18 protein-coding genes and 1 pseudogene are annotated in these 21,287 nt (G+C 69.5%); 12 read left to right on the forward strand and 7 right to left on the reverse strand.

Features of this window, described 5'->3' with window-relative positions:
* Nucleotides 1-349: 349 nt before the first annotated feature.
* The gene (locus AMIS_RS29750; RefSeq protein ID WP_157435134.1) at nucleotides 350-1,462 is read right to left on the reverse strand and encodes a hypothetical protein; all 1,113 of its coding nucleotides are present in this window, start codon (nucleotides 1,460-1,462) and stop codon (nucleotides 350-352) included.
* 251 nt (nucleotides 1,463-1,713) lie between these two features.
* Between AMIS_RS29750 and AMIS_RS29755 the strand changes: the two genes are divergently transcribed.
* The 6 genes from AMIS_RS29755 to AMIS_RS29775 all read left to right on the forward strand — a co-directional run bounded on the left by AMIS_RS29755 (nucleotide 1,714) and on the right by AMIS_RS29775 (nucleotide 7,079).
* On the forward strand, nucleotides 1,714-4,074 hold the full coding sequence (locus AMIS_RS29755) for a ricin-type beta-trefoil lectin domain protein (protein ID WP_083888728.1): 2,361 nt from the start codon (nucleotides 1,714-1,716) through the stop codon (nucleotides 4,072-4,074).
* A 267-nt stretch (nucleotides 4,075-4,341) separates the two neighbouring features.
* Nucleotides 4,342-4,824 carry a DUF2975 domain-containing protein gene (locus AMIS_RS29760; RefSeq protein WP_041830145.1) on the forward strand — a complete coding sequence of 161 codons (483 nt, stop codon included), beginning with the start codon at nucleotides 4,342-4,344 and terminating at the stop codon, nucleotides 4,822-4,824.
* The gene (locus AMIS_RS29765; protein WP_014446154.1) at nucleotides 4,824-5,036 is read left to right on the forward strand and encodes a helix-turn-helix domain-containing protein; all 213 of its coding nucleotides are present in this window, start codon (nucleotides 4,824-4,826) and stop codon (nucleotides 5,034-5,036) included. The genes AMIS_RS29760 and AMIS_RS29765 overlap by 1 nt, the downstream gene beginning before the upstream one ends.
* Entirely contained in the window at nucleotides 5,033-5,182 is a 150-nt protein-coding gene (locus AMIS_RS43475) for a DUF3188 domain-containing protein (protein ID WP_014446155.1), read from the forward strand. Before AMIS_RS29765 ends, AMIS_RS43475 begins: the two co-directional genes overlap by 4 nt.
* Nucleotides 5,183-5,360: 178 nt before the next feature.
* Nucleotides 5,361-5,810 carry a hypothetical protein gene (locus AMIS_RS29770; RefSeq protein WP_014446156.1) on the forward strand — a complete coding sequence of 150 codons (450 nt, stop codon included), beginning with the start codon at nucleotides 5,361-5,363 and terminating at the stop codon, nucleotides 5,808-5,810.
* 81 nt (nucleotides 5,811-5,891) lie between these two features.
* Nucleotides 5,892-7,079 (forward strand): calcium-binding protein, encoded by a 1,188-nt coding sequence (locus AMIS_RS29775; RefSeq protein ID WP_231859119.1) that lies wholly within the window; start codon nucleotides 5,892-5,894, stop codon nucleotides 7,077-7,079.
* A 64-nt stretch (nucleotides 7,080-7,143) separates the two neighbouring features.
* On the opposite strand, the gene AMIS_RS29780 is transcribed toward AMIS_RS29775, so the two are convergent.
* The gene (locus AMIS_RS29780) at nucleotides 7,144-8,493 is read right to left on the reverse strand and encodes a glycosyl hydrolase family 18 protein (protein WP_041830146.1); all 1,350 of its coding nucleotides are present in this window, start codon (nucleotides 8,491-8,493) and stop codon (nucleotides 7,144-7,146) included.
* A gap of 212 nt (nucleotides 8,494-8,705) precedes the next feature.
* Here AMIS_RS29780 and AMIS_RS29785 point away from each other — a divergent pair.
* Both AMIS_RS29785 and AMIS_RS29790 read left to right on the forward strand, forming a co-directional pair.
* A pseudogene (locus AMIS_RS29785) lies at nucleotides 8,706-9,974 on the forward strand (M14 family metallopeptidase); the annotation flags it as partial.
* Nucleotides 9,975-9,986: 12 nt separating this feature from the next.
* On the forward strand, nucleotides 9,987-10,919 hold the full coding sequence (locus AMIS_RS29790) for an aminoglycoside phosphotransferase family protein (RefSeq protein WP_014446160.1): 933 nt from the start codon (nucleotides 9,987-9,989) through the stop codon (nucleotides 10,917-10,919).
* Here the strand turns inward: AMIS_RS29790 and AMIS_RS29795 are convergent.
* Nucleotides 10,885-11,421: a hypothetical protein gene (locus tag AMIS_RS29795; protein ID WP_014446161.1), complete on the reverse strand. Its 537-nt coding sequence runs from the start codon at nucleotides 11,419-11,421 to the stop codon at nucleotides 10,885-10,887. The genes AMIS_RS29790 and AMIS_RS29795 overlap by 35 nt on opposite strands.
* 133 nt (nucleotides 11,422-11,554) lie before the next feature.
* Between AMIS_RS29795 and AMIS_RS29800 the strand changes: the two genes are divergently transcribed.
* Nucleotides 11,555-12,355, forward strand: a complete 801-nt coding sequence (locus tag AMIS_RS29800; RefSeq protein WP_014446162.1) for a S1 family peptidase — start codon at nucleotides 11,555-11,557, stop codon at nucleotides 12,353-12,355.
* A gap of 110 nt (nucleotides 12,356-12,465) precedes the next feature.
* Here AMIS_RS29800 and AMIS_RS29805 read toward each other — a convergent pair whose 3' ends face one another.
* Nucleotides 12,466-13,326: a hypothetical protein gene (locus AMIS_RS29805; protein ID WP_157435135.1), complete on the reverse strand. Its 861-nt coding sequence runs from the start codon at nucleotides 13,324-13,326 to the stop codon at nucleotides 12,466-12,468.
* 118 nt (nucleotides 13,327-13,444) lie between these two features.
* Entirely contained in the window at nucleotides 13,445-14,035 is a 591-nt protein-coding gene (locus tag AMIS_RS29810) for a hypothetical protein (protein WP_014446164.1), read from the reverse strand.
* A gap of 124 nt (nucleotides 14,036-14,159) precedes the next feature.
* On the opposite strand from AMIS_RS29810, the gene AMIS_RS29815 reads away from it, so the two are divergent.
* Entirely contained in the window at nucleotides 14,160-14,573 is a 414-nt protein-coding gene (locus tag AMIS_RS29815; protein ID WP_014446165.1) for a hypothetical protein, read from the forward strand.
* Nucleotides 14,574-14,632: 59 nt separating this feature from the next.
* Here AMIS_RS29815 and AMIS_RS29820 read toward each other — a convergent pair whose 3' ends face one another.
* Together AMIS_RS29820 and AMIS_RS44715 are read right to left on the reverse strand one after the other, a co-directional pair.
* Nucleotides 14,633-16,441 carry an AMP-dependent synthetase/ligase gene (locus AMIS_RS29820; protein WP_014446166.1) on the reverse strand — a complete coding sequence of 603 codons (1,809 nt, stop codon included), beginning with the start codon at nucleotides 16,439-16,441 and terminating at the stop codon, nucleotides 14,633-14,635.
* Between the two features lie 181 nt (nucleotides 16,442-16,622).
* Nucleotides 16,623-17,804, reverse strand: coding sequence for a TetR/AcrR family transcriptional regulator (locus AMIS_RS44715; protein ID WP_014446167.1), 1,182 nt, complete (start codon nucleotides 17,802-17,804; stop codon nucleotides 16,623-16,625).
* 115 nt (nucleotides 17,805-17,919) lie between these two features.
* On the opposite strand from AMIS_RS44715, the gene AMIS_RS29830 reads away from it, so the two are divergent.
* Nucleotides 17,920-19,134 carry an acetyl-CoA C-acetyltransferase gene (locus AMIS_RS29830; RefSeq protein ID WP_014446168.1) on the forward strand — a complete coding sequence of 405 codons (1,215 nt, stop codon included), beginning with the start codon at nucleotides 17,920-17,922 and terminating at the stop codon, nucleotides 19,132-19,134.
* Nucleotides 19,135-19,148: 14 nt separating this feature from the next.
* A complete protein-coding gene (locus AMIS_RS29835) occupies nucleotides 19,149-21,287 on the forward strand; it encodes a 3-hydroxyacyl-CoA dehydrogenase NAD-binding domain-containing protein (RefSeq protein WP_014446169.1) in 2,139 nt (712 codons plus the stop codon).

Here is a 21,287-nt window from a genome sequence, read left to right on the forward strand (position 1 = left end):
CATTGAGCGCGAACCGGCGGATCGCCGCCGCGTCACCGGTCGCCAGAACCTTCAACGCCGCGTCACGGATCTCCGGCTCCTCGGTGAACTCCGCGAGATCGGTGACCGCCCGTACCCACCGCTCATTGCTGGCCACCACCCCCGTGGTGCCGTTCCACTGCTCCGTGACCAGCGGCGGCACCGGAATCGGTGGTTCTTCCTGCTGCGCGGCGGCCGGCGACGGCGCAGCCAGCGCGGGTGGTGCGTGCAGGCCGGCGGCGGCGACCACGAGGGCCAGCAGCATCACCAGCCACAGACGGAGGGAGGACGTTCGAGTATTCACCGGAATCCGTTCGGAAGAAGGGGAGGCTCAGGACTGCAGCACGTGCTCGCCGGCCAGCACCATCGCGTGGATCTGCGCCCAGTACGCGGCCTGCTTCGCCGCCGTGTCCCGCGTGGTCTGCCAGTGCTGCTCGTTGTCACCAGCGGCATCGGCGATCGCCGCCCAGTTCGGGTTCGACGACGCCTCGCCAGCGGCGACCGCCACCTGCTGCCAGTTGGCCGCCTGCTGCTGCGCGACCAGCACCGCGCCGTCCCAGGCCGACGTCGCGGGCCGGGCCCGGTCTCCGACCAGCCCCCAGGCCCGCAACGCGGTCGCCCGCGCCAGTTCCTTGGCCTCGCCCTCTGCCTCGAGTGCCGCCTGCTGCGCCGCCTTCGCGTCCGCGATCAGACCCTCCAGACCCGAACGCCACACCATGTCACTGTTCGCCCGCTGGGTCCGCTCGACCTCCAGGTCGACAGCGGCCGCGGCAGCCCAGTCATAGGCGTAGAACTCGACCACATCGGCGTCGGTGGCCTCGGGACGCACCGCCAGACCGGCTGCCGCCCGCACCTGAGCGCCCGGGTCGGTGTCCCGCAGATGCACGACGAAATCCCGGTCGGCCTGCGACAACGCGGCCGCCTGTTCCCCGTCGGCCTCCCGGGCCAGCCGGTCGCGTTCCTTCGCCGCCGCATACCCGGTCCGGGCGAACGCATCGAGCGCTGCCGTGCCCCGGTTCAGCGCGTCCCGCGCCGCCGCGTGCACCTCCGGCGAATACTCCACCGTGTGCGTGGCCAAAACCCGGCGCGCGAAATCCTCGTTGCGAGATGCCAGCATCTTCGCCCGATCCACCGCGAACTTCATCCCCGAATTCAGGAAACGGTCCACCGCAGCCGGGACATTCTTACTGGTCAACGCATTCCACGCGGCTGTCCGCACCAACGCGCGCGGATCATAGAGCGCCAGATAGCGTACGTAAAGAAGGTCTTCCTCGTTCTGGTCGAAGCTCTCATCGAACGCCGTCATCACCACGGCACCCCACACGGGCGCCGCCGGCGTCACCACAGCGCCGGCTACCACGCCGGGAACCAGCACCAACGCAGCCGCCATCGCTGCGGACCGAGTCCGCACACGCGTATTCAATTGCAACATCCCCCGTTTCACAGCAACTTCTCAGTGAATTCTGGCCGAGCTCGTTTTTGAGCACCGTTCGAAAAATCGACGAGGGGCCGAATCCACGAGATTTCTAACATGGACGCTCGTCGCTCACCACCCCTGATCCCATTGAAGGTGGGCTTTGCCTAATCAACGGAGAAAATCTTGACGGGTACGCGTTCCGCTGGTTACGTTTCGGCGGCCGTGCTGGATGTGTCATCACGTCGCACAGGCAATTTTTCATCGACAACGGGGATTTCATGAAAATCTGCACCAGACGACCAGGTGTCCTGCCTGGACTGCTGGCAGCCGTCACCGCCACCACCTTGGTGATGTCGCTGACCAGTCCGGCCGCCGCCTCACCGGACCCGACTCCCTCGGCGCCCACTCCGGCGTCGGCCGAACCCTCTCCGGCGCCGTCGCAGCTCACGGCCGACCAAGCACCAGCGGAGCAAGCCGCCGGAGCACGAGCATCGACAGCGGCCCGAGCTGCCGCGGACGACGAGCCGACCGAGATGGAGGACAAGGTCCTCGCCGCCCGCGAGATCGGCATCGAGCCGCCTCCCGAGTGGCTCGGTCAGAGCGACCGCAACTTCGTCTTCCTGATCTGGCAGCACTCGGCCGACTACCCGGTGATCCGCTCCGTCGCCGAGCTCGTGCTCTCCGCCGACACCAAGATCGTCGACGCGGTCTGCAAGGAGTTCATCCTGCAGGGCATCTTCGAGGCCAAGGTCGCCGACGACACCAAGAAGATGAGCGACGAGCGCGCCGCGCGCCAGGCCCGTGAGATCAAGCGGGCCGCCTACGCCGCCGCGGCCGTCACGCTCGACGCCGAAGGGCGCATGCTGCTGCTCTCCGAGCGCGACGTGGTCATCGAGATCTGGCGCAAGACCACCGGCCCCAGGGTGAAGGCCGCCGCCGAGACCGCCATCGACGGTGACGCCGCCGCCCAGCACGAATTCCTGGTCTCCGGCGTCACCGCCGCCGCCAAGGACGACCTCGACGACGCCATCGCGGCGGCCGCAAAGGAGAGCCTGGAAGCTGCCGAGCGGTTGAAACGCCGTGGCGAGATGCTCGACGCCGCCGCCCTCATCGGCATGATCCCCGACGAGGGCAAACTCGCCATGACCGACGACAACTTCATCCGCTGGATCTACAACCTCGTCGACGCCGACCCGGACAAGGTCGAGGTTCGCGCGGCCGCCCTGGCCGCGCTGCGCAGCAGCGACCCCGCCGACTGGCGCGAGTTCATCGACAACGGCATGGAAGTTGCCAACAAGAAAGACACCCTCCGCGTGCGGCTCGAAGGTGAGGCCGCGGACCGTGCCAGCGCCCTCAAGATCAAGAACGACGCGGCCGCCAATGGCAAGGACAACCTCGTCACCGCCGCCACCCACGCCCTGCTCGGCGACAAGCCGGACGTCATCTCCCACTTCCTGCTGACCGGCCGCAACCAGGTCGCGCCCGACTCCGACAACCGGCCCAGCGCGATGTCCTGGCAGTGGCGCAACCTGAACTCCGACAAGTGCCTGGCCACCGAGGCCGGCAGCCTCGCCAGCGGCGCCGTCCTGGTCCAGGCCGACTGCGCCGAAACCGACAAGCAGCGCTGGATCGCCATGCGCGTCTACAACTCCGCCCCGGCCAAGTACCGCATCATCAACGCCCAGGACCGCGCCAAGTGCGTCGGCCTGGAGACCGACACCGCCGCCAACGGCACCAAGTTCACGATCGCCACCTGCAAGAACGCGGAAGACGAGTTCTTCACCTACACCAAGGTGGGTGACAACTACGTCTGGAAGAACATCCTCGCCGGCCGCGCGATCACGGTGCTCAACGCCAGCAAGGTCACCGGCGCCCACACCATCACCTACGACGTCAACAACGGCACCAACCAGCAGTGGTACCCCACCAACACCCGGCTGCTGCCCGGCCAGGAACTCGGGGAGGCGAAGGTGCTGCGGTCACTCGCCGGCCACTCGGCCCGCCTGCAGAGCGACGGCAACTTCGTGATCTCCAAGGGCCCGAAAGCGGTGTGGGACAGCGCGACCACCAACGGCGTCCGGCTCATCAACCAGCGGGACGGCAACCTCGTCCTGCGCCGCGCCGACGGCCTCGCGGTCTGGGCGTCCGGGACCCACACCAAGGGCCCCAGCACACTGCAGATGCAGGACGACGGCCACGTCGTGCTCTACGACGACAGCGACGGCAGCGTCACCTGGAATTCGAACATCTGGGACATCTCGTACGTGAGCGACATGAACGACAAGTGCATCACCGTCCCCGGCACGACGTTCGGCTCCAGCCTCCAACTGGAGATGCAACCGTGCGACGGACGCATCCAGCAGCAGTTCATGTCCCATGAGGGCATCCTGAGCTTCAACAACCAGTGCATCGACGTCAAGGGCGGCGGCCTCGCCCCCAACGGCACCATCGTCCAAACCTGGACCTGCAACAACGGCCCGGCACAGAAGTTCGTCCTGCAGGGCGACGGAACCTTGAAGAACCCGGCGTCCGGCAAGTGCATCGACATCCCCAACAGCAACAGCAACAACGGCGCCAAACTGGTCATCTGGACCTGCAGCACCGGCAGCAACCAGAAGTGGCACAAGGCCTACTTCTAGAAACGTGACAGGTGCGGGGCTGCCATCAGGCAGCCCCGCACCGCCGTGTTCACAACCCCTCCCGCCCCTCAGACGCCGGACGCCGGGATCCGGCCCTGCACCGGGCGGGGGTTCGCCAAGCCTCGGTCGAGAAGCGCACGGACCGTGGTGGCCTCCTCCAGGCAGCGGCCGACGAGACCGGCACGGCCGGGCCGGTTATGGAAGGAGCTTCTGCGGAGGGCGGATCGACCTATTGACTTTCGATAGCTATGGAGCGATCCTCGATGGGTGCTTACCGATAATCGAGTAGTAGTGCTGCTGCTCCGCACCGTTCTCGCCGGGCTCTTCGCCCTGCTCGTGATGCTGCAGACGTTCTCGTTCCCGGGGCAGTTTGCCAGCATGGCGCGGGAGGATCCGGACTTCGCGCCGCTGCGCTGGCCGGCCACCGTCATCGTGATCTTCTGGTTGCTCTGCGCCCAGGTGGTGATCGTCGCGACATGGCGGCTGCTCACCCTGGTCCGGCGCGACGCGATCTTCAGTGACGCCGCGTTCAAGTGGGTGGACGCGATCCTGTACGCGATCGGTGCGGGCTGGGTCGTGCTCGTCGGTGTCTTCCTGGTGGTCGGGTTCAACGCGGACGACCCGGGGCCGATCGTGGTGCTCATGCTCCTGGTCACCGGCGTGACCGCGTTCGGCCTGGTGATGCTCGTGATGCGGGCGCTGCTGCGGCAGGCCACCCATCTGCGCAGCGAGATGGAGACGGTGATCTGATGCCGATCGTCGTGCGCATCGACGTCCAGCTGGCGAAACGGAAGATGGGCGTCGGCGAGTTCGCCGAGAAGGTCGGTCTCACCCCGGCGAACGTGGCGGTGCTCAAGAACGGCCGGGCGAAAGCGGTCCGGTTCAGCACTCTCGAAGCGATGTGCCGGGTGCTGGAGTGCCAGCCCGGCGACCTGCTGGAGTTCGTGGAGGACGAGCAATGAAATATCTGATCACCGTCCCGCTGGTCGCCCTCGGCGCGGCAGCGGTCGTCTTCGGCGAGTCGGACGACTCCCCCGGCCTGCAGGCGATCGGCGTGGTGCTGGTCGTGACCGCCCTGGTCGTGTTCCTGCGCCGAGCACGACGCTGACAAGCCGGGCACGGCGCTGACAAGCCGGGCACGGCGCTGACAAGCCGAGCACGGCACCGGTAAGCCGAGCACGGCATGAAACCGGGCGCCAGGGATCGCGACCAGGGTTCCTCCCTGGCTCGCCCCGGGCGCCCGGGCGGGCAGGCTGTGGACAGCCGACAAACGAGGAGCAACGCAGATGTCCACGATCCGCCTTCACCAGCACACCACCGTCACCCCGGAGCAGTTCGTCGCGGCGATCACGGACTTCGGCCCGGGCCGCGAGAAGATCTTCGGCAACAGCGCCGACGCCGACCTGCGGGTGCACTCCCTGGGTGCCACCTCCGCCGACGTGACCGAAGGGTCCGGCGGCATCTGGGAGCGGCTTGCCTACGACTGGTCGGACGTGCGCCGGGTGACGATGAGGACGACCGACTCGAACGTGTGGGGCGGGGCGTCCGGTCACACGTACACGATGACGACGTTGACCGATGGGACCACCGACATCGACGTCGTGGTGATCCGGGACGGCAAGAACCTGAAGGGTCGCACGCTGGGCTTTCTCTTCTCCTTCGTGGGAAAGAGCTTTCTCGGCAAGGCCCTCGGCAACACCGTCAAGGCCGTCGAGGAGCGCGTCAACGCAGCCTGACGGGAGACGCCGGGTCCCGGAGCGGACGGCGAGGTGCCAGCCTCTAACATGTACGCACTTCTGATATCGGGGGACGTGCATATGGCAAATAATCGATGGCCGGTGCGTGCCGGCCTCTCCCTGCTCGCCATGCTCGGGGTCGGCGTGGTCGCCGCGCCGGTTCAGGCGGCGGCAACCGTCCGGGGTACGGCGCGGGCCGGCACCTCGACGGTGACGTTCGAGGCGGGCACCGCCACGAACAAGGTCGTGATCACCCGGTCCGGGCGGACCGTCACGATCGACGACCGGGTGGAGATCCGGCCGGGCAAGAACTGCAAGCGGGTCAAGGGCGACAAGACCAAGGTCCGCTGCAAGACCAAGAAGGCGCCGAAGAAGGTCGTCGTGGACGTCTACGACCGCAACGACACCGTGACCAACAAGAGCGACCTGCGGATGGATGCGGACGGCGGCGCCGGCAACGACAAGCTGGTCGGCGGCCCGAAGGCGGACATCCTCTACGGCGACGACATCTTCACCCGGTACAAGAACGGCAACGACCGGGTCTACGGCGGCGGCGGCGACGACGAGATCTTCGGCGGCGAGGGTTCCGACTACCTCTCCGCCGGGGACGGCAACGACGTCGTCACGGCCGACGCGGTCTGCGAGTGCTACGGCCCCCGCCGGCCCGGCAACGACACGTTGCTCGGCGGAAACGGCGAGGACCTGCTGGCCGGCATGGGCGGCAACGACCGGCTGTCCGGTGGCGCCGGCCGGGACTCGCTGTTCGGGCAGGCCGGCCGGGACCGGATCGAGGGTGGAGCCGGTGACGACGAGATCCAGGGTGACGACAGCGACAAGGGTGCCGCCGCTGACGTGCTGCTCGGCGGATCGGGCTTCGATCGGGTGGTCTATCACGGGTACAGCAGGGGCGTCGTCGTCGACCTGGACGGCGTCGCCGACGACGGTGTGCCCGGTGAGCGGGACAACGTCGGCGCCGACGTCGAATACCTCTACGGCAGCAGCAAGAACGACCGCCTGACCGGCAACGCCAAGGCCAACAAGATCGACGGCATGGAGGGTGACGACGTCATCCACGGTGGCGGCGGCAACGACGAACTCAACGGCGTGCAGGGGCGCAACAAGCTGTACGGCGGAGCCGGCAACGACACCCTCGACAGCTTCTCCGACAACAAGGGCTCCCTCCTCGACGGTGGGATCGGCACCGACAAGTGCTGGTACGGCACGAGGGACACCGTGACCGGGTGCGAGGACACGTACCAGCAGTACTGAACGCCCGAACCGGTCATCGAGGTGTGAGCCCGGGTCCCCGTGTCCCGGGCTCACACGTACTGGGTCAGGGCAGGGTCCAGCGCTGGTTCGCCCCGGCGAAGCAGTCCCAGATCTGCAGCCGGGTGCCGCTGGCCGAGCTGTTGTTCTGCGCGTCCAGGCACCTGCCGCTCGACGGGTTGCGCAGCGTGCCGTCGGCGGCGGCCTGCCACGCCTGGGCGCCGGTGCCGTTGCAGTCGTAGATCTGCACGAGCGAGCCGTTCGCGGTGCCTGCCGCGTTCACGTCCAGGCACTTGCCGAGCGCCCGGATCGTGCCGTCGGAGCCGACCGTCCAGGTCTGCGCGGCCGTGGAGTTGCAGTCGTAGAGCTGCACGGCCGTACCGTTGGCGCTGCTGGCAGCCGCGACGTCCACGCACTTGCCGCCGATGCCGGTGATCCGCCCGGTCCGGCCGGCGGGCGGCTGACTCCCGCCCATCGCCGTCTCATAGATCGCGCTGACCAGCGAGTTCGCACCGGTGGCGTCCTGCGACAGCTCCCAGTTCATGATGCCGCCGGCGTTCGCCATCGCCCACTGCGTCTTGCGCCGGATCGTCGGCAGGCCGTTGTAGCACTCGCCGGACGGGGTGCAGTCCCGGTTCGCGTTCGCCGGGTCCTGCGCGACCAGCTGCGCGTAGGTGAGATAGCCCGGCCGGCTGTAGAACGGCACGCCCAGCACGGTCTTGGCCTTGGGCAGCCCGCGGCCCTTCCAGAAGTTCGCCGCGTTGATCGACCAGTCGTAGTTGGCGTGCGGGCTGCCACCGTCGTACGCCATGATGTTGAGCCAGTCGACGTAGCCGAAGACCGCGGGCTGCACGCCGTTCGCGGTGCCGCCCTCGCTGACGACCGCTGCGGTCAGCAGTTTGCCCTCGTTGTGCAGGGCCGTGCTGAGCTGACCCATCAGCGCCGTGTAGTTGGTCGCCGAGGCGCCCGGATCCGGGTACTCCCAGTCCATGTCGACGCCGTCCAGGCCGTACTGGCGGACGGTGTTCATCACGGCGTTGACGAACGTGGTGCGGCTGCCGGCGTTCGCGGCGAGAGATTCGAAGGCGGAGTCGTTGCCGTCGTTCCAGCCGCCGATTGCGATCGAGACCTTGACGTTGTTCTGATGGCCGAGGGTGACGAGCTGCTGCAGCTTGGCGGTGTTCTCGATGGGCTGCAGCGTGCCGTTCGCGTTGGGCAGCGCGAACGCGTAGTTGATGTGGGTGAGCTTGGTGTACTGGATGCTGGTGACGCTGCCGGCCCAGGACGGCATGTAACCGACGCTCTTGAACCCGCCGGGGAGGACCACGGCCTGCGCGGCGCCCGGGCCGGTGACGGTGAGGCCGGCGCCGGCCAGGACGATCGCGAGCGCGGCCGTGACCGATCTTCTGATGCTCATGGGGAACGCACCCTTCATGGGGGATGAGTGGGGCGCGTCAAACGTTAAGAACATTAACAGAAGCCGGTCAATACGTTCCGCCGGTTCCGGAACAAGATGACGTGTTACATCACGCCGCGATAGGGAGCGCATTGGCATGACCGGGGGCATTGCTGTTCATCGATGCCAGTGGTGGGGTAGGTGCACCATCCCCCTGATTCCGGAGGTCGTTCATGAGACGACGTTCCCTCGCGGCCTTCGCCGCGGCCACGCTCTGTGCGGCCGCCGCGTTCACCGCGTCCGCCCCTGCCGGGGCGGGGCCGGCCCCCGACCCCGCAGGCGAGTACGAGATCTACGACGTGCGCACCGAGGCGCAGCGGAACCGGATCGCCCGGATCGGCGCGGCGATCGAGGACATCGAGCACGGCGTCGCGGCCGTCACGGCGACCGGCGCCGAGGTGAGCAGGCTGCGCAAGGCCGGCTTCACGGTCAAGGAGGCGCCGGAGCAGCTCACCACTCTGGACTTCCCGCCGGCCGACGCGGCGTACCACAACTACGCCGAGATGGTCGCCAAGGTGAACGCGGCGGCCTCCAACTTCCCGTCGATCGTCAGCAAGCGGGTGCTCGGCAAGTCCTACGAGGGCCGCGACATCGTGGCCGTGAAGATCTCCGACAACGTCGGCACGGACGAGTCCGAGCCCGAGGTGGTCTACCAGGCGAACCATCACGCGCGTGAGCACCTCACCGTCGAGCAGGCGCTCTACCTGCTCGGCCAGTTCACCAGCGGGTACGCCACCGACAGCCGGATCAAGACCATCGTGGACAGCCGGGAGATCTGGATCATCCCGTCGGTCAACCCGGACGGCACCGAGTACGACGTGGCGACCGGCAGCTACCGCTCGTGGCGCAAGAACCGGCAGCCGAACAGCGGATCCAGCTACATCGGCACCGACCTCAACCGCAACTACGGGTACCAGTGGGGCTGCTGCGGCGGCTCGTCCGGCAGCACGTCGAGCGCCACCTACCGCGGACCGTCGGCGTTCTCCGCGCCGGAGACCCGGGTGCTGCGCGACTTCTACAACAGCCGGGTGATCGGCGGCGTTCAGCAGGTCAAGGCCGTGATCGACTTCCACTCGTACTCGAAGCTGGTGCTCTGGCCCTACGGGCACACCACCGCGAACACGGCCACCGGCATGAACGCCGACCAGGCCAACACGTTCGCCACGCTGGGCCGGCAGATGGCGGCCACGAACGGGTACACGCCGCAGCAGTCCAGCGACCTCTACATCACCGACGGTGACTCGCTCGACTGGCTGTGGGGCGTTCACAAGATCTTCGCGTACACCTTCGAGCTCTACCCGGGCAGCTCGGGCGGCGGCGGCTTCTACCCGCCGGCCAGCGTCATCCCGACCGAGACGGCCCGCAACCGCACGGCGGCGCTGATGCTCGCCGAGGCCGCCGACTGCCCCTACAAAGTGATCGGCAAACAGAGCACGTACTGCTAGTAAGGATCCATGCGGATCGACGTGACGACGGTGCGGAAGCTGGTGTCGGACCAGTTCCCGGAGTGGGCCTGCCTGCCGGTGCGCGAGGTGGAGTCGGACGGGACGGTCAACGCCATCTTCCGCATCGGCGACGGCCTCACGGCCCGGTTCCCGCTGATCCGCAAGCCCGGAAACCCCGCCCCTGCCGAGATCCTCCAGATCCGGCAAGGGCTTCACCGCGAGATGTACGCCTCCCGGCGCCTGCTCGGCCGGACCCGATTCCGTACGCCCGTGCCGGTCGCCATCGGGGAACCGGGCGCCGGGTTCCCCCTGCCGTGGACCGTGCAGACCTGGCTGCCCGGCACCGTGGCGACGGCCGCCGACCCGGGCTCCTCCGTGGCGTTCGCGACCGACCTGGTCGACCTGATCACCGCGATGCGTGCCGTGGAGACGGAGGGCGCGACGTTCACCGGTCCGGGCCGCGGCGGCGTGCTGGCGGATCACGACGGGTGGATGCGGACCTGCTTCGACGCCAGCGAGGGGCTCTTACCCGTACCCCTGCTGCGGGGTTTGTGGGAAACCATGCGGAAGCTTCCGCGCGGCGGCGACCGCGATGTGATGACCCACGGTGACCTGATGCCCGGCAACCTGCTGGTGGCCGGCGGGCGCCTCACCGGCGTCCTCGACGTCGGCGGTTTCCGGCCGGCCGACCCGGCGCTCGACCTGCTCTGCGCCTGGCACCTGCTGGAGCCGGGTCCGCGCAAGGTCCTGCGCACGGGCCTGGCCTGCGACGACGCGGAGTGGGAGCGGGGCCGGGCGTGGGCGTTCGAGCAGTCGATGGGGCTGGTCTGGTACTACGAACGCACCAACCCGGTGATGGCCGGAATCGGACGCCGGACCCTCGACCGGATCATGGCGGACGCCGCGGTCACCAATCCAGGTAGCGGCTCTTCCACGCGGTGAAACGCTCGCCGAACTCGTCCCGCGCGGCCGCGACCACCTCGTCCGGGTCGTCGACCGGGGTCAGGCCGAACGTGCCGGCGAGCCAGGTGACGAACGTGTCGTGGTGCGCGGAGTGGTCCTCGTCGTCCGCGCGGTAGAAGAACAGGTCCTCGTGGCCGATCGACGGCTCGCTGTCGAAGGTGAGCAGCCGGAACAGTTCCCGCAGGTCGCGGGCGACCACGTGCTCGCCGCCCTCGTCGCCGAACGCGATCACCGGCAGGGTGGCCAGGTCGGCGCGGTCGTCGATCCGCCACAGCGCGTAAAACGAGCCGCCACCGGTGGCGCGGGCGAACGGCAGCAGGCCGGCCAGGAATCCTGGGTCCTTCGACCAGCCGGCCTCGAGGCCCGAGGTGTCGTTCCAGTCGTCCAGGCCGAAGCTCTGCGAGTACGACTCGTACCCGTAGCGGTCCTGGAAGTCCTTGAGCAGGTTCAGTTCGGGAACCGGGGAGTATGCGGCGCTCACACCGGCGGAGCCTACCGGGGGCCGTGGTCCGCGATATGAGCGACATGAGATTTAAACATTTGCACGTGTCAATGGGACAGTTCTCCCAGCGGCGCTACCCGACCGGCGCGCCCCGACCGAGGAGGACCCCCTCATGCGCAGATGGCGATCCCTTCTGGCGACCGCTGCGGCAGCCCTCACCGCAGCCACCATGGGCGTGCTGGCCGCACCGGGCACGGCTGTCGCGGCGGACGAGCCCGTCACGCCGTACGTCGTCGGCGGCACCCGCGCCGCCCAGGGCGAATTCCCGTTCATGGTGCGGCTCTCGATGGGCTGCGGCGGCGCGCTCTACAGCCCGACGCTCGTGCTGACCGCGGCGCACTGCGTCAGCCGCACCGGCAGCAACACGTCGATCACCGCCACGATGGGTACGGTGGATCTGCAGTCCAGCAGCCGGATCACCCGCCGGTCCAACTACGTCTACCGCGCTCCCGGATACAACGGCAACGGTGACGACTGGGCGTTCATCCGTCTCGCCAGCCCGGTCACCGGCCTCGCCACGCTGCCGATCGTGACGTCGACCGCCTACGACTCGGGCACCTTCACGATCTCCGGCTGGGGCGCGGCCAGGGAGGGCGGAGCCCAGCAGCGTTACCTGCTCAAGGCCACCGTCCCGTTCGTCAGCGACAGCACCTGCAACTCCAGCGCGATGTACGGCGGCGAGGTGATCGCGGCCGAGGAGATCTGCGCCGGGTACACCTCCGGTGGCGTCGACACCTGCCAGGGCGACTCCGGTGGCCCGATGTTCCGCCGGGACGCCTCGAACGCCTGGATCCAGGTCGGCATCGTGAGCTGGGGCGACGGCTGCGCCCGCCCGAACAAGCCGGGTGTCTACACGCAGGTCAGTTACTTCTCCGCGGCGATCCGGTCGGCTGCTGCCAGCCTCGGCGGATGACCGGGACCTGCCGGATGCGCGGGCTCTTCTGAGGCGCGGACTCTTCTGAGGCGCGGACTCTTCTGAGGCGCGGCGGGGGCGGTGATCGCCCCCGCCGTCACGTCGTCGTGTTACTCGGTGGCCCCGGGAGCGGCGGACTCCTCCGCGGCGCCTTCCTCACCTGCCGCGCCTTCCTCACCTGCCGCGCCTTCCTCGCCTGCGGCGCCCTCCTCACCTGCGGCACCCTCGTCCTCGGCGGCGCCCTCCTCCTCGGCGGCGCCCGCTCCGGCGGCGGCCTTGGCGTCGGCGAGCGCCAGGCACGACTGGAGCAGGGTGCGCTGGGCCGAGACGACAGCGGCCGCCGCGGCGGCGCCCTCGTCAGCAGCGCCCTCCTCAGCAGCGCCTTCCTCGGCAGCACCCTCTTCGGCGGCGCCCTTCTCGGCGCTCTTCTCCTTGCCCGCGGCCTTGGCGGCCTTCCTCAGGACCTTGGCCCACTTCTTGGCCTGAGCCTTGTTCTCGGCCTTCTCGGCCTTCTCGGCCTTCTCGGCCTTCTCCGCCTTCTCCGCCTTCTCCGCCTCGTCCGCCGCTGCGCCCTCGTCGGCAGCGCCTTCCTCGGCAGCGCCCTCCTCGGCAGCGCCCTCCTCGGCAGCGCCGCCCTCGGCTGCCGCCACGTCCGCGGCGAATGTGTCGCAGGCGGCCTCCAGCGCCACCGCCGCATCCGCGGCCGCCTCCTCCGGCGCCTGCTCCTCGACCGGCGCCAGCTCCTCGCCGTCGCAGATCACCGCACCCGCGTTCACCTGGAGCTCCGCACACTGGGACACGTCGAACTGCTGACCGTCGACGTTCACCAGATCGGCGGCTTTCGCCTCGGTGCCGGCCGAGGCCAGCTGGACGCCTGTCACGCCGGTGGCGACCAGCACCCCGGCGACGATCACCGCCCCAATCGTCTTGCGCCGGTTGCCGTCGTTGCGTCGGTACGCGCGCGACCTCATGATCACTCCTCGTCGTGGACGTCGATGTCACCCCGGTCGGGGGCACATACGGGCGTCGACGGGCGAGCGGTTCAAACCGGTTTTTCTGATCGGTACCGGACAGGCGGAAATCCGCTGGTCAGCCCGCTGCTGGGGAAACCCTGTGAATGCCGGCGGCGACGAGCTGCTCCCGCTGTTCCGCGCCGAGCCGGTCGAACCAGCGGGGCGGCCACAGCGCCGGCGGCAGGTACCCGGCCATGCCGAGGTCCCGCCGGGCGCACTGGTAGAACTCGTCGCGGGTCCGCTCGAACTCGGAGAGCGCCTGCACCCACGACGCTTCGCTGGTCAGGACGCCGCGCGCGAAGAACTCCAGCTGCCAGACCGTCTGGTGCCAGGCCCGCGCAGCCCGCACGGTCTCCGGGTGCCCGAGCAGCAGCACCGACTCCCACGTGACGGCGCGTGCCGCGGCCGCGTCGGCCAGCTCGGTGCGGCCCCGGTCGAGCGGGACCGCTTCGGAGGAGTGCGACAGTCCACGGGTACGGGCCATGCCGCTCGCCACCCGCACCACCCGTTTGACCGCGGTGCCGTACTCCACATAGGCCGCGAGCCGTTCCGCGTCCCAGCGCGACCGCTGCTCACGGCGTTGCCGGTGGCGCTCGCCGGCGCGGACGAGCAGGAACGTGAACAGTCCGCCGAGGACGGCGCCGACCAGAGCCGCATACTGCTGCATAGTCACTCCCAGAAGTCGCGCCGACACGGTAAGAACATTGTCGGGTGTCCACCGTCCTAGCGGCATTCACCCGATTTGGTGGGATCGGGATTCCTCTCCGCCCGATCGGGGGCACACTGACCGCATGACGCAAGCCCTCGCATCGCAGGCGGCCGAAGTGGTCTGGAGCCGGGCCCGTGCCGACCTCGGCAACGGCCCCGGCGACCGGCACCTCCGCGCGCTTCTCCTGGTCCACGGCATCGTCACGAACTGCGGTCCGGCGCACGCCGCGATCAGCTGCGAGCCGGCCGAGCTGACCGTCGCCGCCGAGGCGTGCCGTTACCTGGGCCTGGACGACCTCGCCGCGCTGCTGCTCCGGTTACCGGACGCGACCGGGAGCGACTCCGCGGAGCGGCTGCTCGACGAGGAGTACTACGAACTCGTGCCGGACGACGCGACCATACGAAGGGCGTTCGAGCAGCGGTACGCGACGACGCCGGACGACTTCGAGGAGATCACCGCACGCCGCTTCCCGAGGTATCACACCGCCGAGAAGTGATTCACGGGTTCGCCGGCGGTGGGCTGATCAGCCCACCGCCGGCGAACGGTTCGCACCGGCTACGCCGGGTAGAGCTCGTCGATCTCGCCGGCGTACCGATCGGTGATGACCCGGCGGCGCAGCTTGAGCGTCGGGGTCAGCTCGCCGGTCTCCGGGGTCCAGCCGTTCGGCAGGATCCGGAACGTCTTGACCTGCTCCGGCCGGGCCAGTTTCGTGTTCGCCAGGTCCACCGCCGTGGTGATCTCGGCGAGCACGGCCGGGTCGGCGGCGAGCTCGGCGGTGGTCCCGCCGGTCAGCCCCCGTGAGCGGGCCCAGAGCGGCAGCACCTCCTCGTCCAGGACGATCAGCGCTGTCACGTACGGCCGGCGGTCGCCGATCGCGACGGCCTGGGCGATCAGCGGGTGGGCCCGCAGCAGGTTCTCGATCTGCGCCGGCGAGATGTTCTTCCCGCTGGAGTTGATGATCAGTTCCTTCTTGCGGTCGGTGATCGTGAGGAAGCCCTCGTCGTCGAGCGTGCCGACGTCACCGGTGGCGAGCCAGCCGTCGGCGTCCGTGACCGGGTCGATGCCGCCGTCGGCGCGCAGGTACCCGGCGCATACGAGCGGGCCGCGGACCAGGATCTCGCCGTCCTCGGCGAGCTTGAGCTCCATGCCCGCGTTGATCCGCCCGACCGTGCCGGTGCGGAACTTCGACGGCGTGTTGATCGTGGCGGTGCCGGTGGTCTCGGTCATCCCCCACACCTCGAGCACGTCGATGCCGAGGCTGGCGAGGTAGAGCAGCACCTCGACCGGGATCGGGGCGGCGCCGCTGCCGGCCCAGAGCATGTTGTCCATGCCGAGCCGGGCGCGCAGCGGCTTGAGCACCTTCTCGTCCAGGGCGGCGAGTTTCGCGGCCAGCTCCGGCGGCACCTCCTGGTCGGCGCCGCGCAGCTTGTAGGCCTCGAGGGCGACCTCGCGCGCCATGTCCACCGCCGCCCTGACCTGCGGCTCGGCGCCGGCGAGCTGGGCCTGGACGCCGGCCACCATCTTCTCCCAGATCCGGGGCACGCCGAAGAACGAGACCGGCCGGATCTGGGCCAGCCCGGCGAGCAGCTGGGTGGGGTCGGGGCAGATCGTCACGTGCCCGGTGCGGTAGACCGGGTTGTAGACGCCGAGCACCCGCTCGGCGATGTGCGCGAGCGGCAGGTAGGCCAGCGAGGCCGCGTGGTCCGGCACGTCCGGCACCACCGCCTCCAGGACCACCGCCTGGTAGATCACGTTGCCGTGGGTGAGCAGCACGCCTTTCGGGTCGCCGGTCGTGCCGGACGTGTACAGCATGGTGACCGGCTGCTCCGGCCGCACCTCACGCCAGGTCTTCTCGAACGCTCCCGGGTCGGCCTCGAGCGCGGCCGCGCCGCGCGTGACGACCTGGTCGAGCGAGAGCCGGTCGCCGGCGTCCTCCACGACCACGACGTGCCGGAAGCGGTCCAGCACCTGCTCCCAGCGGGCCAGGTCGGCGGTGCGCTCCACGATCAGGATCTCGGCCCCGCTGTGCCGGGCGAGATAGGCGAGCTGGTCGTCGGAGAGGGTGGCGTAGACGGTGGACGGCACGGCGCCGAGGTGCACGGCGGCCAGGTCCACCAGCCAGTGCTCGGGCCGGCTGGACATCATGATCAGCATCCGGCCGCCGGAGCTCAGGCCGAGGTCGGCGAGCCCGCGGGAGATCACGGCGATCTCGTCGCGCAGCTCACGCCAGGTCCGGGTGCGGTCGGAACCGAGAACGCTGAGCGCCGGCAGGTCGCCGAGCTCGGTGGCGTTGCGGTGCAAGAGGGCAGGAATGGTCAGGCCGCGCGCGGTGTCGGCGCACCGCTGGGCGAGGGAGGAATCCATGGTTGTGCCTCCTTCTGGCCGTGTGCCGCAGGGCGGCGGACGGGGTCGTTCGGCAGACAGGCTGGCTCGCAGGACGACGACAGGACGAGTCGTCACCCATGGCGGCACTGTAAACCCCGGTTAACTTGTTGTGAAGGGGCCACGCGGAAAGCGTCCGCATAGGAGCGAATCACCCCTAACATCAGGCCTTTAGGACGGTGAGCGCCAAGCGCACCAGATGACGGTCCATCCCGCTGCTCCGATCGAACCGGACCCATCTGCTCAGATCCGTCACCACGTTCAGCGCGGCGTGCACCAGCAGCCGGGCCTCGGCCGCCGCGAGCTCCGGCCGCAGCCGGCCGAGCAGCCGCACCCACTCCTCCACGTGCAGCCGCTGCACCTTGCGCAGCTCGTGCCGGTCCGCCTCGGGCAGGTTGTTGTTCTCCGCGAGGTAGACCGAGACCAGCGCGCTGCGCTCGAACGTCAGATCCACGTAGGACTGTGACATCCGGCGCAGCGCGTCCTCGTCGCCGTCCGCGCCGGCCAGGGCCACGGCCGTGGTCTCGGCGACCCGCTCGGACGCCCGGTAGAACGCGGCGGCGAGGATGTCGGCCTTGCCGGGGAAGTAGCGATAGACACTCGACGCGTTGATGCCCGCTGCCCGGCCGATCTCCTCCACTCCGACAGCGTGATACCCGTACCGGTGGAAGAGCTGGACCGACTCGGCCAGAAGGATCTCGCGGCGCGCGCCCACCCGCACGGCCTGCTCCTCGGAAGGTCCGCTGGGGACCGCCTCCGGCGTCGGCGGCTCGCCGCGCAGCACCGCCCACGCCGCCCGGTGCAACGCCGCCTCACCGCGCCCCTTCGCGATCGCCGCGCGGTGCGTGCCGACGCTGCCGAAGACGCTCAGCGCGGCCCGGACCAGCGCTTCGGCGTCGGGACCGGTCAGCGACGGACGAAGATCCATCAACGGTACGGCCAGACGCCGCACCAGAACCTCGAGGTCGCCCCGGAACTCCTCGCGGTGATCGGCGTCGAGGTACCGCCACTCCCACTGGTAGAGCCCGGCGACCTTGCGCCCCGCCACGGCCAGCCGGGCCAGCGCCATCAGCAGCTCGTCGAGATCGGTGGAGGTGGTCGCGTCGAGCACGGTGTCGGTGAGCTTGCGGGTGGCGAAGACGAGCATCGCGTACTTGTTCGGGAAGTGGCGGTAGATCGCCGGGCCGCTGATCCCGACCGCGGTGGCGATCTCGTCGAGGCTGACCCCGTGGTAACCGCGCTCGCAGAACAGCTCGGCGGCGGCCAGCGCGAGCTGCGCCTTGCGGTCCTTGGGGCGTTTGCGGACCGTGGGCGCAGGCTCTCCGGAGGCTGCTGTGACGCTCACGCAGGACAGCCTAGTCGTGATGTGCGGTTCGCGGCACTGACACTCGCGTAGCCTTGACATCTAGCGGAAACATCGGCAAAAGTTAGCCGCAATTCGCACCCCCGAGGGAGTACGCGTGACTACCGAGGCCTTCATCTACGACGCCGTGCGGACTCCGCGCGGCCGCGGCAAGAAGACCGGTTCGCTGCACGGGGTGAAGCCCCTCTCGCTGGTCGTCGGACTCATCGACGAACTGCGCCGGCGCTTCCCCGACATCGACCCGGCCGAGATCGACGACGTCGTGCTCGGCGTCGTGTCGCCGCTCGGCGACCAGGGCGCCGACATCGCCAAGACCGCGGCGATCGCCTCCGGCCTGCCCTACACGACGGCCGGTGTCCAGCTCAACCGCTTCTGCGGCTCCGGGCTGGAAGCCGTCAACATCGCGGCGCAGAAGGTCCGCTCCGGCTGGGAGGACCTGGTCCTGGCCGGCGGCGTCGAGTCGATGTCGCGGGTGCCGATGGGCTCCGACGGCGGCGCCTGGGCGCTCGACCCGGAGACCAACCTGAACACCGACTTCATCCCGCAGGGCATCAGCGCCGACCTGATCGCCACGCTCGACGGGTACAGCCGCGAGGACGTCGACACGTACGCGGTGGGCTCGCAGCAGCGGGCCGCGAAGGCCTGGCAGAACGGGTACTTCGACAAGTCGGTGGTGCCGGTCCGCGACCGCAACGGCCTGCTGGTCCTGGACCGCGACGAGCACATCCGCGCGGACAGCACGGTGGAGAGCCTCGGCACGCTGCCCGCGTCGTTCGCGGTGATCGGCGACCAGGGCGGCTTCGACGCCGTCGCGCTGCAGAAATACCACTGGGTCGAGAAGATCAACCACGTCCACTCGCCGGGCAACTCGTCGGGCATCGTGGACGGCGCGGCGCTCGTGCTGATCGGCTCGGAGGCGGCCGGCGTGCGCGCCGGGGTCCAGCCCCGCGCCCGGATCGTGGCCGCCGCGCTCAGCGGCGCCGACCCGACGATCATGCTGACCGGCCCCGCCCCGGCCGCCCGTAAGGCGCTCGACAAGGCCGGTCTCACCGTCGACGACCTGGACCTGGTCGAGATCAACGAGGCGTTCGCCGCCGTCGTGCTGCACTTCATCGACGACCTCAAGCTCGACCCGGAGATCGTCAACGTCAACGGCGGCGCGATCGCCATGGGACACCCGCTGGGCGCCACCGGCGCCATGATCCTCGGCACCCTCGTCGACGAGCTGGAGCGGCGCGGCGGCCGGTACGGCCTGGCCACCCTCTGCATCGGCGGCGGCATGGGCATCGCCACCATCGTCGAGCGGCTCTGAAGGGGCATTCACACATGACCGAGACCATCCGCTGGGATCAGGGTGAGGACGGCATCGTCGTGCTCACCCTCGACGACCCGGCCCGCCGCGCCAACACCATGAACGACGCGTACGTGCGCAGCATGGGCCAGACCGTCGACCGCCTCTACGCCGAACGCGACAGCATCACCGGCGTCATCATCACCTCGGCCAAGAAGTCCTGGTTCGCCGGCGGCGACCTGGACCAGCTCGGCAGCGTACCGGCCGACCGCGGCGCGGACGTCTTCGCGCTCGGCACCGAGGTCAAGGGCCAGCTGCGCCGGCTCGAGACGCTCGGCAAGCCGGTGGTGGCCGCGATCAACGGCTCCGCCCTCGGCGGCGGCCTGGAGCTGGCGCTGGCGACCCACCGCCGGATCGCGCTGAACAACCCGCGCCTGGAGGTCGGCCTCCCCGAGGTCACCCTGGGACTGCTGCCGGCCGGTGGCGGCGTCGTGCGTACCGTGCGGCTCCTGGGTCTGTTCGTGGCCCTCACCCAGGTGCTGCTCAAGGGCACCCGGCACCGCGCGCCGGCCGCCAAGGAGCTGGGCCTGATCGACGAGCTGGTGGACACCCCGGAGCAGCTGCTCGCCGCGGCGCGGGAGTGGATCCTGGCGAACCCGGCCGCAGCCCAGCCGTGGGACACCAAGGGTTACCGGATCCCGGGTGGCACGCCGTCCACCCCGGCGCTCGCCGCGCAGCTGCCGGCCTTCCCGGCGAACCTGCGCAAGCAGCTCAAGGGCGCGCCCTACCCGGCGCCGCGCAACATCCTGTCGGCCGCGGTCGAGGGCGCGCAGGTCGACGTGGACACCGCGTTCACCATCGAGACGCGCTACTTCGTCGAGCTGGTCACCGGCACGGTCGCCAAGAACATGATCAAGGCGTTCTTCTTCGACCTGAACGAGGTCACCTCCCGCGACATCGGCGACGTGCCGCCGATCAGGAAGATCGCGGTGCTCGGCGCCGGCATGATGGGCGCCGCGATCGCCTACGTGTCCGCGAAGTCCGGCGTGGACGTGGTGCTCCGGGACGTCTCGCTGGAGGGCGCCCAGCGCGGTAAGGCGTACTCGGAGAAGCTCGTCGCCAAGGACGTCGGCCGGGGCCGCATCAGCCAGGAGAAGGGCCAGGCCCTGCTCGACCGGATCACCGCGACCGCCGACGTCGCCGACCTGGCCGGCGCGGACGTGGTGATCGAGGCGGTCTTCGAGGACCCGGCGCTCAAGCACAAGGTGTTCGCCGAGATCGAGGGCATCGTGGCGCCGGACGCGCTGCTCTGCTCGAACACCTCGACCCTGCCGATCACCCTGCTCGCCGAGGGTGTGCGCCGCCAGGCGGACTTCATCGGCCTGCACTTCTTCTCCCCGGTCGACAAGATGCCCCTGGTCGAGATCATCAAGGGTGCGCAGACCAGCGATCTCACTGTCAGTCGCGCGCTCGGCGTGGTGCGGCTGCTGCGCAAGACGCCGATCGTGGTCAACGACAGCCGGGGCTTCTTCACCAGCCGGGTGATCGGCACGTTCACCAACGAGGGCATCTCGATGCTCGCCGAGGGTGTGCCGCCGGCCAGCATCGAGCAGGCCAGCAGCCAGGCCGGGTACCCCGCGCCGGTGCTGCAGCTGATGGACGAGCTCACGCTGACGCTGCCCCGGAAGATCCGCAAGGAGTACCAGGCGGCGGCCGGCGACTCCTATGTCCCGCACCCCGCCGATGGCGTGATCGACCGGATGATCGACGAGTTCGAGCGCCCGGGGCGGTCCGGCGGCGCGGGCTTCTACTCCTACGCCGACGGCAAGCGGACCGGGCTGTGGGAGGGACTCTCCGCCTTCGCCACCCCGGCCGGCCGGGAGATCCCGTTCGAGGACCTCAAGGAGCGGATGCTCTTCATCGAGGCGATCGAGACCGTCAAGTGCCTGGACGAGGGCGTGCTGACCTCGGTGGCCGAGGCCAACGTCGGGTCCATCCTCGGCATCGGCTACCCCGGCTGGACCGGCGGCGTGCTGCAGTACATCAACCAGTACGCGGGCGGCCTTCCCGGCTTCGTGGCCCGCGCCCGGGAGCTGGCCGAGCGTTACGGTGAGCGGTTCACCCCGCCGCCGCTGCTGGTCTCCAAGGCCTCGGCCGGGGAGACCTTCGCCTGA

Origin of the sequence: Actinoplanes missouriensis 431, assembly GCF_000284295.1 — a bacterium.
GTDB classification, from domain to species: domain Bacteria; phylum Actinomycetota; class Actinomycetes; order Mycobacteriales; family Micromonosporaceae; genus Actinoplanes; species Actinoplanes missouriensis.